16 protein-coding genes are annotated in these 16269 nt (G+C 31.6%); 12 read left to right on the top strand and 4 right to left on the bottom strand.

Translation table 11 applies throughout. The features are described from left to right. Positions 1-3: 3 nt before the first annotated feature. The 7 genes from C4N20_RS10825 to rbr all read left to right on the top strand — a co-directional run bounded on the left by C4N20_RS10825 (position 4) and on the right by rbr (position 6952). Positions 4-1626, top strand: coding sequence for a hypothetical protein (locus C4N20_RS10825; protein ID WP_231940499.1), 1623 nt, complete (start codon positions 4-6; stop codon positions 1624-1626). Further along, positions 1610-2146, top strand: a complete 537-nt coding sequence (scpB, locus tag C4N20_RS10820; RefSeq protein WP_005976236.1) for an SMC-Scp complex subunit ScpB — start codon at positions 1610-1612, stop codon at positions 2144-2146. Before C4N20_RS10825 ends, scpB begins: the two co-directional genes overlap by 17 nt. Further along, positions 2133-2834: a pseudouridine synthase gene (locus tag C4N20_RS10815; protein WP_172453949.1), complete on the top strand. Its 702-nt coding sequence runs from the start codon at positions 2133-2135 to the stop codon at positions 2832-2834. Before scpB ends, C4N20_RS10815 begins: the two co-directional genes overlap by 14 nt. A 24-nt stretch (positions 2835-2858) precedes the next feature. Continuing rightward, positions 2859-3149 carry an Asp-tRNA(Asn)/Glu-tRNA(Gln) amidotransferase subunit GatC gene (gene gatC / locus C4N20_RS10810; protein WP_005976232.1) on the top strand — a complete coding sequence of 97 codons (291 nt, stop codon included), beginning with the start codon at positions 2859-2861 and terminating at the stop codon, positions 3147-3149. A 24-nt stretch (positions 3150-3173) separates the two neighbouring features. Continuing rightward, positions 3174-4631 carry an Asp-tRNA(Asn)/Glu-tRNA(Gln) amidotransferase subunit GatA gene (gatA, locus tag C4N20_RS10805; RefSeq protein ID WP_005976230.1) on the top strand — a complete coding sequence of 486 codons (1458 nt, stop codon included), beginning with the start codon at positions 3174-3176 and terminating at the stop codon, positions 4629-4631. 29 nt (positions 4632-4660) lie between these two features. Next, positions 4661-6106 carry an Asp-tRNA(Asn)/Glu-tRNA(Gln) amidotransferase subunit GatB gene (gatB, locus tag C4N20_RS10800; RefSeq protein ID WP_005976228.1) on the top strand — a complete coding sequence of 482 codons (1446 nt, stop codon included), beginning with the start codon at positions 4661-4663 and terminating at the stop codon, positions 6104-6106. Between the two features lie 270 nt (positions 6107-6376). Next, positions 6377-6952, top strand: a complete 576-nt coding sequence (gene rbr, locus C4N20_RS10795) for a rubrerythrin (RefSeq protein WP_005976226.1) — start codon at positions 6377-6379, stop codon at positions 6950-6952. A 39-nt stretch (positions 6953-6991) separates the two neighbouring features. Here rbr and C4N20_RS10790 read toward each other — a convergent pair whose 3' ends face one another. The 4 genes from C4N20_RS10790 to C4N20_RS10775 form a co-directional block, all read right to left on the bottom strand. Further along, positions 6992-8344 (bottom strand): MATE family efflux transporter, encoded by a 1353-nt coding sequence (locus C4N20_RS10790; RefSeq protein WP_005976224.1) that lies wholly within the window; start codon positions 8342-8344, stop codon positions 6992-6994. A 145-nt stretch (positions 8345-8489) separates the two neighbouring features. Beyond that, on the bottom strand, positions 8490-9848 hold the full coding sequence (locus C4N20_RS10785; protein WP_005976222.1) for a PFL family protein: 1359 nt from the start codon (positions 9846-9848) through the stop codon (positions 8490-8492). Between the two features lie 31 nt (positions 9849-9879). Next, the gene (locus C4N20_RS10780) at positions 9880-10149 is read right to left on the bottom strand and encodes an ACT domain-containing protein (protein ID WP_005976220.1); all 270 of its coding nucleotides are present in this window, start codon (positions 10147-10149) and stop codon (positions 9880-9882) included. A gap of 164 nt (positions 10150-10313) precedes the next feature. Further along, a complete protein-coding gene (locus tag C4N20_RS10775; protein ID WP_005976218.1) occupies positions 10314-10733 on the bottom strand; it encodes a CGGC domain-containing protein in 420 nt (139 codons plus the stop codon). 274 nt (positions 10734-11007) lie between these two features. Between C4N20_RS10775 and C4N20_RS10770 the strand changes: the two genes are divergently transcribed. The 5 genes from C4N20_RS10770 to C4N20_RS10750 all read left to right on the top strand — a co-directional run bounded on the left by C4N20_RS10770 (position 11008) and on the right by C4N20_RS10750 (position 16173). Continuing rightward, positions 11008-11874 (top strand): DUF4438 domain-containing protein, encoded by an 867-nt coding sequence (locus C4N20_RS10770; RefSeq protein ID WP_005976216.1) that lies wholly within the window; start codon positions 11008-11010, stop codon positions 11872-11874. 239 nt (positions 11875-12113) lie between these two features. Beyond that, positions 12114-12548 (top strand): MarR family winged helix-turn-helix transcriptional regulator, encoded by a 435-nt coding sequence (locus C4N20_RS10765; protein ID WP_005976213.1) that lies wholly within the window; start codon positions 12114-12116, stop codon positions 12546-12548. A gap of 64 nt (positions 12549-12612) precedes the next feature. Further along, positions 12613-13515 carry a hypothetical protein gene (locus tag C4N20_RS10760; protein ID WP_005976211.1) on the top strand — a complete coding sequence of 301 codons (903 nt, stop codon included), beginning with the start codon at positions 12613-12615 and terminating at the stop codon, positions 13513-13515. A 123-nt stretch (positions 13516-13638) separates the two neighbouring features. Next, the gene (locus C4N20_RS10755) at positions 13639-14574 is read left to right on the top strand and encodes a flavodoxin family protein (protein ID WP_005976209.1); all 936 of its coding nucleotides are present in this window, start codon (positions 13639-13641) and stop codon (positions 14572-14574) included. A 324-nt stretch (positions 14575-14898) separates the two neighbouring features. Beyond that, positions 14899-16173, top strand: a complete 1275-nt coding sequence (locus tag C4N20_RS10750) for an alkyl/aryl-sulfatase (RefSeq protein ID WP_005976207.1) — start codon at positions 14899-14901, stop codon at positions 16171-16173. Positions 16174-16269: the final 96 nt, after the last annotated feature.

Here is a 16269-nt window from a genome sequence, read left to right as displayed (position 1 = left end):
TATATGAAAAGATTTATTTTGATTTTTCTTATGATACATACCTTTTCATATAGTAACTATCTCATTAGTAATAGTGAGATAGTTCTTTTTTATGATAAAAATTTTAACAGTGTCCACTTCATAAAGGGAGATGTTTTTAATCCTATAGACATCTCTAAAATAGAAGGAAAACTGATTATTGATGGAAGTGAAATAATCTCTATCAATCATTTTTTTGATAGAACTGAAATGGTTCCTGGGACTAATATTTTAAAACTTTATTATTCTATCAATGGTCAAAATATAGATGTAACTATTATTCCATCTATGATAGAAAGAGAAAAGCTGTATGTAATAGTAGATTTGAAAAATCTAAAAACTGATAAAAAAATTGATTTTGTGTTTCATATATTTCCTCAGCAAGATAATGGAAATATAGAATTTATAAGAGCTGCAAATTCATTTGTTTATGGAAAAAATATATTCTTTAAGTCTGAAAATTATGGCGGACAGGTATTTATTGTAAGAGATAATGTAATTGAAAATTTTGTTCTGGAAGAAGTTACAACTAAAACTAAAAAATATCAAGATGATAATTTATATTATCTTATAAGCAATATAAATAAAGATGAGCCTATTCTTTTTACATTTAAATTCTTTGATAATTTTAGAAATAATAATCTTGTAAAAAGCAGCAACGTCATAGCTGATGAATTTAATTACTGGCTGGGTCTTAAATCAAATCAAAGAACTTTTAAAAATCAGGAAGCTGTAGATACACAATTAAGAATGCTGGATATCATAACTTCAAGAGCTGTTATCCCTGATTCTATTTCATATAATAATAGTAAAGAAGATCTCACTAACAAGATAAAACTTTACTATATTTCCAGCTTATTCAAAGAAAATTTTGATGCAAGAAAGATGTTTGTTGATATTAATATAAGAAAAAGTGAAACAGAAAGTGCTGCATATTATACTTATCTCTTTAAATATTTATCTGATAAAAATAAAATGTTTGACAGTAATTTCTTTAACTGGAAAATCAAGCCTGAAGTTCTTTCCATGGTTGACTCTATTGAAGACAACGGGGAAATATTTGATGAAAGAGATAATATCTACAATTATTATACAGAGTATAAACTTTTAGAAACAATATCACAAGTCAGTGAGTTTGGTGAAGATATAAAATGGATTGAAGAAAGAAAAAATCTTCTTCATCAATTTATAATAAAAAATTATACTTTTGAAGATGGAATAAAAACAAGAAGAGCAGATGAAAAGAGCAACCATAAAAATATAGCTTATTTGGATATACTTCCAAAAAATATTCAGAAAAAAATACTTTTATCTGACTATAAAAAATATTATAATGAAAAATCAGGAGTTTTAACTGATGAAGATAAAAATACAGTTGATATGGAATATAATTTAAACTTTATTATAAAGCTATATGAAAATGGATTTAAAGAAACAGCAGATAAGCTTTTAGCTAATCTTGAAGAGATAATAACTGAAAATAATTCATATATAGTTCCTAAAATATATCTGAACAAGGATAATTCTGCTGGAATATATGGAAATCTTCTTTATCTGTATTTAACAGCTGTACAATATAGGGAGAATAACAATGAGCATACAAAATAAAATAGAAGCTATTCTTCTTTTAGGGGGAGACGAGGTAAAAATAAAAGATCTTTGTAAATTTTTCTCTCTTCCTATTGATGAATTGATGAAAATATTAGAAGATTTAAAAATAGAAAGAAAAAATAGTGGAATCAATATAGAATTCAGTGGTGAGTTTGTCTATTTAGTAACTAACCCCTTATATGGTGAATCTATAAATCAATATTTTGAACATGAAGCAAAACCTAAGAAACTTTCAGGAGCTGCTCTTGAGACTCTTTCTATAATAGCATACAGACAACCTATTACTAAAAGTGAGGTAGAATCTATAAGGGGAGTTTCTGTAGACAGAATAATCCAGAACCTTGAAGAGAAAAAATTTGTCAGAGTTTGTGGAAAAAAAGAGGGTATAGGAAGAGCTAATTTATACGAAATAACAGATAAGTTTTTAGGGTATATTGGAATAAATTCAATAGCTGAACTTCCTAACTACTTAGAAGTAAAAGGGAGACCAGAAGATGGAGGAAATGAGAATCAATAAGTATCTTGCTTCTCTTGGAATTGCTTCAAGAAGAGAAGTAGATAAGATGATAGAAGAGGGAGCTATAAAAGTAAACGGAGAAAAGGCTGCTCCTGGAATCAAAGTAAGTGATGAAGATGAAATATACATCAAAGGAAAAAAAATAGAAAAGAATACAGAGAAAAAAGTTTATTATATTCTTAATAAACCTCTTGAAGTATTGAGTTCATCTAAAGATGATAGAGGGAGAAAAACTGTAGTTGATCTTATTAAATGCAAGGAAAGAATATTTCCTATTGGAAGATTAGACTATAATACTTCAGGTCTTATTATTCTCACTAATGATGGTGAGCTTTTCAATAGAATAATCCATCCTAAAGCAGAGATATTCAAAGAATATTATGCTAAAGTTTTTGGAGAAATAAAAGAAGAGAATGCTGAGCTTCTTAGAAAAGGTGTTGAGCTGGATGATGGAATGACTCTTCCTGCTAATGTAAAAATACTCAGAAGAGAAAGAGGAAAAACCGAGCTTCTAGTGGCTATAAGAGAAGGAAGAAATCGGCAGGTAAGAAGAATGCTGGATAAAATAAATCATCCTGTAATTACTCTGAGAAGAGAAAAAATAGGTGATCTTTCTCTTGGTAATCTAAAATTAGGAGAATACAGAGAACTTACAAATGAAGAAGTAAATTATTTATATTCATTATAAAATTTAAATTTTGAGGAGGAAAAGATGGCTTTAACTAGAGAAGAAGTTTTAAATGTAGCTAAGCTTGCTAGACTTAAATTCGCCCCTGAGGAAATAGAAAAATTCCAGGTAGAGCTGAATGATATTCTAGGATATATTGATATGCTGGATGAAATAAATACTGATGAGGTAAAACCTCTTATACAGCTCAACAACACAGTAAATAATTTAAGAGAAGATAAAGTGAGAGAATCACTATCAGTGGAAAAAGCTCTTTCTAATGCTCCTGATTCTGGAGACGGAGCTGTAATAGTTCCAAAAGTTGTTGGTGAATAATAAAATATAAGGAGGATTCCCTAAATGGAAAATTTTTATAAATTATCTGCTGTTGAGATAAAAGAGAAAATCTCAAAAGGTGAGATAAAATCTGAAGATGTTGTAAAAGAAATATTTGAAAGAATAGAGAAAATAGATGGAAAGATAGGAAGCTTTGTTCATCTTAGAAAAGAAAAAGCTTTGGGAGAAGCTAGAAGAGTTGATGAGAAAGTAAAAAACGGTGAAAAGCTTGGAGCTCTAGCTGGAATTCCTGTTACTATAAAAGACAATATGGTATCTGAAGGAGACGTAACTACTTCTTGTTCTAAGATACTTGAAGGGTATACTGGGGTATATGATGCTACTGCTGTAAAAAAATTAAAAGAAGCAGATGCTGTAATTATTGGTATAACTAACATGGACGAATTTGCAATGGGAAGTACTACAAAAACTTCTTGCTACAAAAAAACTAAAAACCCTTGGGACACTGAAAGAGTTCCTGGAGGAAGTAGTGGAGGAGCTGTTGCTTCAATAGCTGCTCAGGAAGCTTTTATCTCTCTAGGATCAGATACTGGTGGAAGTATCAGACAGCCAGCTTCTTTCTGTGGTGTAGTGGGACTGAAGCCTACTTATGGAAGAGTTTCAAGATATGGTCTTATGGCTTTTGCTTCATCATTAGACCAAATAGGGCCTGTAGCTAAAAATGTAGCAGATATCGCTCTTTGCATGAATGTCATTGCTGGTGAAGATGACTATGATGCAACTGTATCTAAAAAAGAAGTCCCTGATTATACAGAGTTTTTAGGAAAAGATATCAAAGGAATGAAGATAGGAGTTCCTAAGGAATATTTTATTGATGGAATAAAAGAAGATGTAAAAAAAGTAATGAATGAATCTCTTGAAAAATTTAGAGAACTTGGTGCTGAGATAGTTGAAATATCTCTTCCTCATACTAAATATGCTGTTCCTACTTATTACGTATTGGCTCCAGCTGAAGCTAGTTCAAACCTTGCAAGATTTGACGGAGTGAGATATGGATACAGAAGCAAAGATATTAAAAATATAGATGATCTATATATTAATTCAAGAACAGAGGGATTTGGAGACGAAGTAAAAAGAAGAATAATGATTGGAACTTATGTACTAAGTGCTGGTTTCTATGACGCTTACTTCAAAAAAGCTCAAAAAGTAAGAAAGCTTATTAAAGATGATTTTGATAAAGCTTTTGAAAATGTAGATATCATCTTTACTCCTGTATCTCCAAGTACAGCTTTTAAATTAGATGATGTAAAAACTCCTATTGAATTATATCTTGAAGATATATTCACAATTTCTGCTAACTTAGCAGGTATCCCTGGTATTTCTATTCCAGCTGGACTTGCTGAAGGACTGCCTGTTGGTATACAGCTTCTTGGAAAACCTTTCTGTGAAGGAGAACTTATACAAGCTGGAAATGCATTTGAAAAAATTAGAGGAGAATGGAAACTTCCTGTAATCGACTAGGAAGAATCTGTTTAGAAGGAGAGATAGATATGTTGAAAGAATGGGAATCAGTAATAGGGTTGGAGGTTCACCTTCAATTAAAAACTGGAACAAAGGTCTGGTGTGGTTGTAGTGCTGACTATGACAACGCTGACTCTAATACACATACTTGTCCTATCTGTTTAGGACATCCTGGAGCTCTTCCTAAACTTAATAAAAAAGTTGTGGAATATGCTGTAAAAGCTGGACTTGCACTTAACTGCAAGATAAATAATGAGAGTGGTTTTGATAGAAAGAACTATTTCTACCCTGACACTCCAAAAAACTATCAAATAACTCAATTTGATAAATCATATGCTGAAAAAGGTTCATTAGAATTTAAACTTAATTCTGGAAGAATGGTAAAAGTTGGTATCACTAAAATTCAAATAGAAGAAGATGCTGCAAAATCTATCCATGCTGAGCATGAATCTCTTATCAACTTCAATAGAGCTTCTATCCCATTGATAGAAATAATTTCTGACCCTGATATGAGAACTTCAGAAGAAGCATACGAATATCTTAATACTTTGAAAAGTATTATTAAATATACTGGTATCAGTGATGTATCTATGGAACTTGGTTCTTTAAGATGCGACGCTAATATCTCAGTTATGGAAAAAGGCTCTAAAGTATTTGGAACTAGAGTAGAGGTTAAAAACCTTAACTCATTTAAAGCTGTTGCCAGAGCAATAGATTATGAAATTGGAAGACAGATAGAAACAATAGAAAATGGTGGAAAAATAGATCAAGAGACTAGACTGTGGGATGAAGAAGCTCAAACTACAAGAGTAATGAGAAGCAAGGAAGAGGCTATGGACTATAGATACTTCCCTGAACCAGATCTTTTAAAACTTGTAATCACTGATGAAGAGATAGAAGATATAAAGAAAATAATGCCTGAATCTAAAGCTGATAAATTAGCAAGATTTATCTCTGATTACGGTATTCCTGAATATGATGCTAATATTCTTTGTGAAGATATTGAACTGGCTGACTATTTTGAATCAGTTGTAAAAACTTCAAACAATCCTAAGTTAAGTTCTAACTGGATAATGACTGAAGTAATGAGAAATCTAAAAGAGAAAAATATAACTATCGATATGTTTACTATATCAGCTGAGCATTTAGGAGAAATAATTACTCTTATAGAAAAAAATGTTATCTCTACAAAAATAGCTAAGGAACTTTTTGAAATTAAACTTACTGATGACAGAGCTCCTGAAGTTATTGTAAAAGAAAAAGGAATGGTACAGGTAGCTGACACTGATGCTATTGAAGCTATGATAGATGAAGTTATCAATGCTAACCCTAAAATGGTAGAGGACTACAAAAATTCTGATGAAGGAAGAAAACCAAGAGTTCTTAAAGGACTTATCGGTCAAGTAATGAAGCTTTCTAAAGGAAAAGCCAACCCTAATATGGTTACAGAATTAATGACCAAAAAACTAGGTTAGGCATAGCTAAGCACAACCAAGTTAAATACAAACAAATTATAATCATAAGAAAGCTGATCTATAGGCGGAAATATAATTCCTGCTTATGAATCGCTTTCTTTTTTTATTATAACTTTCTTTTTTATTCTGATTTTTTTCTTTATCTAAGCTTCTCTTTTTAGTTAAATTTTCTTTTTTTATTTAAAAAGGATTCACCTTGTTTAATTTGAATAAATATATTATAGAAATTAAAAGAGTTTGTTTGTAATTTATTATGGAGGTGTTTTTATTATGTCTATTAAAGGTACAGAAACTGAAAAAAATCTATTAAAATCTTTCGCTGGAGAGTCTCAAGCTAGAATGAGATATACTTATTTCGCTGAAAAAGCTAGAGAAGAAGGATATGAACAAATTGCTAATATTTTTATTGAAACTGCTGAAAATGAAAAAGAACATGCTAGAAGATTCTTTAGCTTCCTAGAAGGTGGAGAAGGACTTGAAATACAAGCTGCTTATCCTGCTGGATATGTGGGAACTACTTTAGAAAATTTAAAAATGGCTGCTGCTGGAGAACATGAAGAACATTCAGAACTTTATCCTCATTTTGCAGAAGTTGCTGAAAAAGAAGGATTCAAAGTTATAGCTGGAGTATATAGACTTATTTCTAAAGTTGAAATCGAACATGAAAAAAGATACTTAAAACTTTTAGAAAATGTAGAAACAGATCATGTATTTAAAAAAGATGGAACTAACAGATGGAAATGTATCCTATGCGGATATGTTCATGAAGGACCTGAAGCTCCTGCTAAATGTCCAGTTTGCTTAAATCCAAAAGCATTCTTTGAAATAAAAGAAACTAACTATTAATATAAAAAAAGAGAGTGGTCATCCACTCTCTTTTTTATTCTACTCTTTTACAATTACGGCTCTCATCCATTTTTTAGAAAAGAAGAATATTGCTCCCATCAATACTCCAAACATAGAAGCCAGTGGAGCACCTAACCCCAGTCCATACAGCCCTTTATCTAAAAATATTCCCAGGAAGTAACATGCTGGTATCCTTATAAATAATGAAGCTGAAGCACTATTTATAAAAGAAAACTTTGTATGCCCTGCTCCTATAAATAACCCATTCATACAGAATACAAATGGTACTAGAATATAGTCATAACTTATTGCACTGAGATATTCTACTCCACGCTCTATCATTTCTTTATCTTCTCCAAACATACTCAAACACTCTTCTGGAAAAATTCTCATAACTAAAAATATTACAAATGAAATTCCTAAAGAAAAAACTATTCCTGTTTTTAAAGTCTGTACAGCTCTTCTTATCTGTCTCGCTCCAATATTCTGTGCACTCATAGCTGAAACCGAAGCACTTACAGCAACAGTGGGAAGAATTGCAAAACTATTCAACTTACTTACTGCTCCAACAGCAGCAGAAGCAGATACTCCAAAAGTATTAGCTAAAGCTGTTAGAAATAGAAACGACACACTTACAATAGCATTTTGAGCTGATGTAGGTATTCCTATTTTTAGTAAAAGATCAAATCTATCTTTATAGAATTTAAAAGAGCTTGGTTTAAAATCAAATATAAAGCCATTTTTCTTCAAATAAATAACACACAATATCATACTCACAGCCTGAGAAATAACAGTGGCTATTGCTGCTCCCCCTGCTCCCATTCCATATTTAGCTACAAGCAATAAGTCCAGTCCAATATTTATTACACAGGCAATGGCAACAAAATATAGTGGATTTTTACTATCTCCCATTCCTCTCATAACAGCACTGAGAGCATTATATCCAAATATAAATATTGTCCCTAATGTAGTTACAAAGAAGTAAGCTCTTGTTTCAGAAAAAGCTTCTGCTGGAGTCTGAATCAATCTTAATAAAGGATCCATAGTAAATATCATCAAAGTAGTTATTATAACTGCCACAACTAATAAAGTTGTAAATAGAGTACTTATAGTTTCTTTCATAGCTTTTCTATTTCCTATACCTAAGTATTGAGCTACAAGAACTGTTCCTCCTACAGTAAATCCCATTACCATATTAGTTATCATAAATTGTACCTGTGAACCGTTAGCAACTCCTGACATACTTGTAGTAGCTGCATATCTTCCTACTATTACCATATCAGCAACACTGTACAGTGTCTGTATCAAATTAGATATGAGAAATGGTATAGAAAATTTTATCAACTGCTTCACAACATTTCCTTTTGAAAGGTCATTTTCAAATTTTTTCATCTGCTCTCCCCTTGAAATAATTATCGTATCCTTTCTATTTTACACTACTTTTTTTCCAAATAAAAGTATTTATTCATAAAGAAATTAGATATTTGGAATAAAAAAAGAGAATGGTCACCCACTCCCTTTTCTTATTAAAATTCAGTTAGTTTTTAAAGCTATGGATAGGAGCAGGAATTCTTCCTCCTCTTTTGATAAAGTTCTCACAGCTGAATTTATTTACAGCCATTATAGGTGCATAACCTAAAAGTCCTCCAAATTCTACCATATCTCCAACTTCTTTACCTATTACAGGAATAAGTCTAGCAGCTGTAGTTTTATTGTTTATCATACCAATAGCAGCCTCATCAGCTATGATACCAGAAATAGTTGCAGCTGTAGTACTTCCAGGAATAGCTACCATATCTAATCCAACAGAACATACACAAGTCATAGCTTCTAATTTCTCAAGAGTTAAAGCTCCAACTTTTGCAGCTTCGATCATTGCATGGTCTTCACTTACAGGAATGAAAGCTCCGCTTAGTCCTCCAACATATGAAGAAGCCATTACTCCACCTTTTTTTACATTATCATTTAATATAGCAAGTGCTGCTGTAGTTCCAGGAGCTCCTGCATGCTCAAGTCCCATCTCTTGGAATATCTCTGCAATACTGTCTCCAACAGCTGGTGTAGGAGCTAATGAAAGGTCTATTATTCCAAAAGGAACATTCAATCTTCTTGAAGCTTCCTGAGCAACAATCTGTCCAACTCTTGTTATTTTAAACGCAGTTTTCTTTACTACTTCACAAAGTGTTTCAAAGTCAGCATCTCTTACTTCCATCAATGCTCTTTTTACAACTCCAGGTCCGCTTACTCCTACATTGATAACGCAGTCAGCTTCTCCCACACCGTGGAATGCCCCTGCCATAAACGGATTATCTTCCACTGCATTACAGAAAACAACAAGCTTAGCACATCCTATACTGTCTCTGTCTTTTGTAAGTTCAGCAGTTTCCAGTATAACTTCTCCCATTTTTTTAACAGCATTCATATTTAAACCATTTCTTGAAGTTCCAATATTTACAGATGAACACACTCTCTCAGTAACAGCCAAAGCTTCAGGAATAGAATCTATTAGAATTCTGTCTGAAGGTGTACAACCTTTTTGTACAAGAGCAGAGAATCCTCCTATAAAGTTTACTCCACACTCTTGTGCAGCTCTGTCAAGAGTTTTAGCAATACTTACATATGAATCAGTTTTACATCCTGCTGCTGCAATCGCAATAGGTGTAACTGATATTCTTTTGTTAACTACTGGTACTCCAAATTGTTTAGCAATTTCGTCTCCAACTTTTACCAGATCTTTTGCATATGAAGTAATTTTCTTATATATATTTTCATTAAATTTATTTACATCTGGATCAGCACAGTCTATTAGACTGATACCCATAGTGATAGTACGGACATCAAGATTAGCTTCCGCTATCATTCTATTTGTTTCCTGTATCTCTACTCTGGAAATCATGACATTCCTCCTCTAAATTTCATCTGGTTGATTAAATACGGTGCATACAGTTGAAGATATCTTCATGCTGCATTGATATTATAACTCCTAGAACTTTTCCTATTTGTCTAAGCTCTTCCCCTATAACTTCCATAGGCTTTGACGGAGTAGTGATATCAACTATCATCATCATATTAAAATAACCGTCAACTATTGTTTGTGAAATGTCAAGGATGTTTACATTGGCATCTGATAAGTAAGTACACACTTTAGCTATGATACCAACTTTGTCTGTTCCTAAGACAGTAATAATACATTTCATTTCTTTACCTCCTGAATTTTTTTTATTTATATAAATTTTTTAATCACTTAAAACTATCCTAAAATATTTTATTATTATATCAAAAATTCCACCTTTTTACAATCATAAAAGAAAAATTTATTCGTTTATATGTTTTTTTAAAAAATATTTTTTAAACTAACTTATTAATATTTTTTGTATGTTCCAAGCTCACGTTTTTTCTCAGAAACTTTTGCCAGTAAAGTTCCTTCAACTACATTCTTATATCCATGTTTTTCTATAATATTTTTTATATAATCTATATGAGGACATCTGTCATAATGATGATTATCTGTGACCATACAAGAAGCTAAATGGATAACTACTTCATCTTTTTTTATAAGATCATCTTCTTTTAATTTTCTGGATAGATGCCCTAAAAGACTCGATGTCTCCTTCCCACAACATCCTCCACATTCAAACATCATATACTGGATATTCTGCTCTTTAGAATAAATACTGAATGCCCTGTCTCTCTTATAAAAAGAATCCATACAATAAAAACCGCTGCATCTCCTTTTAGCTATCTCACATTGAATTATCACTATAAGTTTTGTATTTTCCATTTTCTCCTCCTCATACATTTAATTTCCTTATTAGAATAGTAGTCCAGAAAAACTTTTTTGTCAATTTTTTCAACCTAACTGTAACACAACTGTCACAATATATTGGTATATTAATAATATAAAATCTTTCCCCAAGATGTTTTATAATATAGATTTGTGAAGACAGGATAATTTGAAAAATGAGTTCAAATTATCCTGTTTTTCTTTACTAAAATCGAAAAATGTATTAAAATATCAATAGTCAGTAATCATTAAAATATTCAGGAGGAAAGAAATGATTAAAACAAACAAAGAATTTTTAGTTATGCAGTCAGTGGGAGGAAAAGTACACAGCCCTACTATAGCTTCTCCTTACAGAATTTCAAGAGATGGAGAACCTATGATATTACCTGCTACTGGAGGTATCTCTTACAATGTAAAAGTTGGAGATTCTTGCATGACATGGGTAGGAGATCACGTTGAGCCGGGAGTAAGTGTAAAAAATGATAATGTAAATGAAAACAATGCTCTTATGGTTTTTGGGTGTATCGGAAATACAGCAAAAATAATGACAGGAGATGCTAAGGGAGCTACTGGTTTTGTAACTGGTGGACATGGTGGAATTGAACATACTCTTGTATATTTTGATGAAGAAACTTTAGAAAAATTAAATATTGATGATAAAATACTTGTAAAAGCTTTTGGACAAGGACTAAAAATAGAGGGATTTGATGATATTGTTTGCATGAATATCGATCCTGCTCTTTTAGAAAAAATGGAAATAAAAATAACAGAAGATGGATGTCTGGAAGTTCCTGTAGCTACTGAAATCCCTCCTTACTTAATGGGATCAGGAGTAGGAAGTGCTACTGCTTTTTCTGGAGACTATGATATCATGACTGGAGACAAGGAAGCAAATGAAAAATATGGTATCAACGAATTAAGATTTGGAGATATCGTTCTTCTTCAAGACTGCAATAACTGCTTTGGAAGAGATTACTTAAAAGGATCAGTTACTATTGGGGTAGTTGTTCACAGTGACTGCATAAAAGCTGGACATGGACCAGGAGTTACTGCTATCATGAGTTGTCCTGTTTCAAAAATCAGAGGAAGAAAAGATAAAAATGCTAACATAGCATATTACTTAGGAATTACAAAATAAATTTGAGATATTTAGAGCTATAATTAAATTTGAAAATATCTAAAAGTTATAAGTAAATTCAGAGCTATACAAGTTGTAATTAAATTTAAAATATTTAAAAATTACAAATAAATTAAATATTAAGATGGATGATAAAAACTCATCCATCTTTTTTTTACAAAAAACTTGTTGCATAAATTTTAAAAAGATGTTATATTAATTTTATGTGGTTAAACACATATTTTTTAAAAGGAGGATATATGGAAGACTATAATTTACAAAAATCACTGGGATTTAAACTGGAACTTGCCTCTCGTCTTACTACTGGTAATTTCAGCAAAAAATTAAAAGAAGATAAATTTCCTATCACTCCTGAACAATGGGGAGTTATTAATTTTCTTCTCCATGAAGATGGACTTACTCAAAATCAGATATCAAAATTAGTTGGAAAAGATCACACTTGTGTATCGAGGCTTATAGAAAATCTTATCAAAAAAAATATTGTAAAAAAAATCCCTGATGCAGATGATAAAAGAATCAACCTCATATATCTCACTGAAGAGGGAAAAAAAATACAAAACAATGTCGTTCCCACTGTAAAAGAAAACTTATACAAAGTTTTTGCTAATGTTACAGATGAGGAAAAAATTATATTTTCAAAAGTATTAGATAAAATAATAAAAAATTTGGAGTAGAGATATTCTAAATTTTTTATTCAAATATGTGGTTAAACACATAAATTAAATGGGAGGATTTATAATGAAACAAATCAAATCTTTAAAATTTATGCTTCTGATATTTCTGTTTATTTTTACAATTTCAGCTATGGGAAAAACTCCAGTAGGTGAACAGCAATTAAAAAGAAGCTATCTTATTCTCAATCTAACTGACCTCAATGATCTGCCTAAAGCTAACAGATGGCTATTTAAAGACCATGCCTCTGACACAGTAAACATTAATGGACCTATCTTAGCTGGGTACTCTACCTATAGAGCTCTTCCTTTACCTGAGGGAGCTGATCTCTATGGTGCATATAATTGGAGAATGACTGAACACTACTGGAGAGAAGATCCTTTTTCTATGGAAGATGAATTAAATCAAGGAACAGCTATGAGTGAAGTATGGGTAGAAGGATACAATGAAATGATAGGAAATCCTGTAAATTCTGAGAAGAGAGCTGACTGGGGAGATCAGGAAAATAAAAATGCTCACCCTGCTGCCTTTATTTTTGTAAACAGAAGAATAGACAATGACTTCAAAGGATATGGGCTCACAAGTGCTGATGGACCATTTTTTAGATTTGTAGCAGCTATCAAATATCCTGATAATGTTTCAGAAAAAGATGGAGAAGAATGGTTTATCAATTCTTTTATCCCTTCTATAATCAAGCAGGATGATCTTCTGAGATGCTTTTCATATAAGGCTCTTTCCCCTAAAACTTCTCCCTTTGTAAGGGTAGTAGAATTTTGGTATAGAGATTCAAATACTTGGAAGAAAAACTGGGTAGATAATCCCCCAGATATTGAAAAACCAAAATGGGCTGAAAAAAATCAACAGTTCCCTTATTTGAAGCCATATAAAGATATTGTGAGTATATTTTTAGAAGAGCATGCAGAAAGAGATTTTTTGAGAGATGGAACTGAATATCATTTTACAAATTAAGTAAACTTCTCATAACTTATAACAATAGGGATACCTTGCTTTTCTAGTTAAAAAATTAGAGATGCATAGTTTAAAAAAGTAGAAATATATAGTAATTTTATACAGTAATTTAAGGAGGAACAAATGAAAATATTAGGAATATCAGCAGGAACTAGAAATGGAAATAACGACTCTATGTGCAAAGAAGCATTGATGGGTGCTAAAGAAATGGGAGCTGAGATTGAATTTATCAGACTTCTTGATCTTGATATCAAATATTGTACTGGATGTATAGCCTGTGTTAAAAGCCTCATGAGTGGAAAAGGAGGGCAATGTGTATTAAAAGATGATTTTGAATGGCTGAGAGATAAAATGATGGAGGCAAATGGAATTATATTTTCTGTTCCTATTTTTGAAAAAGGAGCTGCTGCAATTTTCCGTTCACTGACAGATCGTTTTGGACCTAGAATGGATAGAGGAAATAATCTGGCAGCAACTGAGATAGCGAAGCAAACTAATGGTAGAGCTCCTGACCAGAGAGTTTTTAAAGAAAAAGTTATCTCATATATTGGACTTGGAGGCTCTGACTGGACTACAAGAATACAATGTGATTTTGAAATGCTTTCTTTAATACCTATGTGGAAAACTATAAATAACGAAGTCTTTTCATGGTCAAAAAATGTGATTATGGAAGATGAAAAAGTAGCTAAAATACATCAGATAGGAATTAACTTGGCTAAAGCTGCCGCTGATATAGAAAATGCTCAATATCTTGGAGATGAGGGAATGTGTCCTCACTGCCACTGCAGAAATTTCTACCTTAATGATGATTCTACTAAAGCTGTTTGCTGCCTATGTGGAATAGTTGGTGAAGTAAAAATAAAAGATGGGAAAGTGAAATTTGAATTTCCTCAAGAGCAATTAGAACATGCCCACAATACTATGCCAGGTAAATTTATCCATATGAATGATATTAAAAACAATGAAGGAGCACTTATAGAAACTAAAAAAACTGAAGCATATAGAGAACGTCTAAATAAATACAAAGAATTTATTCAGCCCTCTTCTCCTAAAATCTAATAGAAAGTTTTTAAATTTTAAACAGCTAAAGTCCTATATTTTATAGAGCTGAGGCTGTTTAATTTTTTATAATTCTTAATTTTTATTTACATATATTTTCTAATTCTCCCTTTTATATACTTTTCAATTTCATAATATTTTAAACTATCATTTTTTATTTTCAAACAATTTTAACTTATCCCTTCTTTCACATTCTAAAATAATTTTAAACTATCCCTTTTTTCGTATTCTCAAATAATTTTATCTCATATATTTACATGGACTTGATTTATATATTTTTACAGTTTAAAATATAATAAAAGATATTACCAAGGGAGGGAAAAAATGTTGAAAGAAAATGGCGAACTAGATTTAAAAAAATTCACTTTAGATTCATATAAAAAAACTATTACACAGGTTACTTCAAAAGTCTGGCATGTATTAGGCTATGGGCACAGTAATGCAATATTTATTGAAGGAAATACAAGTGTTATTCTAATTGATACTCTTGATACTTTTGAAAGAGGAGAAAAGTTATTAAATATAATAGAAGAAAAAACTGGAAAGCCAGTAAAAACAATTATCTACACCCACAGTCATCCTGACCACAGAGGAGGAGCAGGAGCATTTATGAATACTTCTCCTGAAATAATTGCCTTTTCTCCAGCTGCTCAACTTTTACAAGGGACAGAAATTTTACAGGATATTCAAAATTTACGTGGAAATCGTCAATTTGGATACTCACTCAATGATGAAGAAAATATTTCTCAGGGAATCGGAGTCAGAGAGGGAATCCCCTATGGAGAAAGAAGAGCTTTTGTGAACCCTACTACATTATATAATGAAAGTAAAGTTGTCAGAGAAATAGATGAAATTAAAATAGAAATGGTAAGACTTCCTGGAGAAGCAGAAGATCAAATCATGATCTGGCTTCCAGATGAAAAAGTCCTTTGCTGTGGTGACAACTATTATGGATGCTGGCCTAATCTCTATGCTATACGTGGTGGACAGTATCGTGACATAGCAGTATGGCTTGACAGCATCAAGATAATTTTATCTTATCAAGCAGAACATCTTCTATCTGGACATACTCGTGTAATCTCTGGTAAAGATGAAGTGAAAAAGGTATTAACAAATTTCCATGGAGCTATCAATTATGTCCTGCAAAAAACTCTTGAAGGGATGAATAAAGGAAAAAGCATAGATGCCCTAGCTTCAGAACTCAAACTTCCAGAAGAGTATGCCTCTCTTCCTTATTTGAAAGAGCATTATGGAAGTATTGACTGGACTGTCAGATCAATTTATACAGCTTATTTAGGATGGTTTGATGGAAATCCTACAAAACTCCATCCCCTTTCTCCTAAAGAACATGCTCATAAAACTATTAAAATGATGGGTGGCTCTGAAAATATTTTAAAAGAAATTAACGAAGCTTTTAAAAGAAAAGAATATCAATGGTGTCTGGAACTTTGCGACTTATTAATAGATGGAGAAGAGGAGATCAAAGAGGCCTATGCTCAAAAATCAAAAGCATTAATTGAAATCTCAAAATTAGAGACAAGTGCAAATGGAAGACATTACTATATTGCGTATGCCCATGAGATAAAAAATATTTACTAAAACTTTTACAAATAAGGATTTTTTAAAGAATTATTTAAAAGATTACTTCAAATAAAATACAACTTTGAAATCTATGGAAATGTGAATAAAATCAAA

The organism is Fusobacterium ulcerans, from assembly GCF_003019675.1.
Classification (GTDB): Bacteria; Fusobacteriota; Fusobacteriia; order Fusobacteriales; family Fusobacteriaceae; genus Fusobacterium_A; species Fusobacterium_A ulcerans.
This window is presented reverse-complemented; position numbering and strand designations above follow the sequence as displayed.

Excerpts from the sequence above, each read along its gene's own strand:
- C4N20_RS10825 (WP_231940499.1), top strand. The coding sequence starts at position 4 with ATGAAAAGATTTATTTTGATTTTTCTTATGATACATACCTTTTCATAT.
- scpB (WP_005976236.1), top strand. The coding sequence starts at position 1,610 with ATGAGCATACAAAATAAAATAGAAGCTATTCTTCTTTTAGGGGGAGAC.
- C4N20_RS10815 (WP_172453949.1), top strand. The coding sequence starts at position 2,133 with ATGAGAATCAATAAGTATCTTGCTTCTCTTGGAATTGCTTCAAGAAGA.
- gatC (WP_005976232.1), top strand. The coding sequence starts at position 2,859 with ATGGCTTTAACTAGAGAAGAAGTTTTAAATGTAGCTAAGCTTGCTAGA.
- gatA (WP_005976230.1), top strand. The coding sequence starts at position 3,174 with ATGGAAAATTTTTATAAATTATCTGCTGTTGAGATAAAAGAGAAAATC.
- gatB (WP_005976228.1), top strand. The coding sequence starts at position 4,661 with ATGTTGAAAGAATGGGAATCAGTAATAGGGTTGGAGGTTCACCTTCAA.
- rbr (WP_005976226.1), top strand. The coding sequence starts at position 6,377 with ATGTCTATTAAAGGTACAGAAACTGAAAAAAATCTATTAAAATCTTTC.
- C4N20_RS10790 (WP_005976224.1), bottom strand. The coding sequence starts at position 8,344 with ATGAAAAAATTTGAAAATGACCTTTCAAAAGGAAATGTTGTGAAGCAG.
- C4N20_RS10785 (WP_005976222.1), bottom strand. The coding sequence starts at position 9,848 with ATGATTTCCAGAGTAGAGATACAGGAAACAAATAGAATGATAGCGGAA.
- C4N20_RS10780 (WP_005976220.1), bottom strand. The coding sequence starts at position 10,149 with ATGAAATGTATTATTACTGTCTTAGGAACAGACAAAGTTGGTATCATA.
- C4N20_RS10775 (WP_005976218.1), bottom strand. The coding sequence starts at position 10,733 with ATGGAAAATACAAAACTTATAGTGATAATTCAATGTGAGATAGCTAAA.
- C4N20_RS10770 (WP_005976216.1), top strand. The coding sequence starts at position 11,008 with ATGATTAAAACAAACAAAGAATTTTTAGTTATGCAGTCAGTGGGAGGA.
- C4N20_RS10765 (WP_005976213.1), top strand. The coding sequence starts at position 12,114 with ATGGAAGACTATAATTTACAAAAATCACTGGGATTTAAACTGGAACTT.
- C4N20_RS10760 (WP_005976211.1), top strand. The coding sequence starts at position 12,613 with ATGAAACAAATCAAATCTTTAAAATTTATGCTTCTGATATTTCTGTTT.
- C4N20_RS10755 (WP_005976209.1), top strand. The coding sequence starts at position 13,639 with ATGAAAATATTAGGAATATCAGCAGGAACTAGAAATGGAAATAACGAC.
- C4N20_RS10750 (WP_005976207.1), top strand. The coding sequence starts at position 14,899 with ATGTTGAAAGAAAATGGCGAACTAGATTTAAAAAAATTCACTTTAGAT.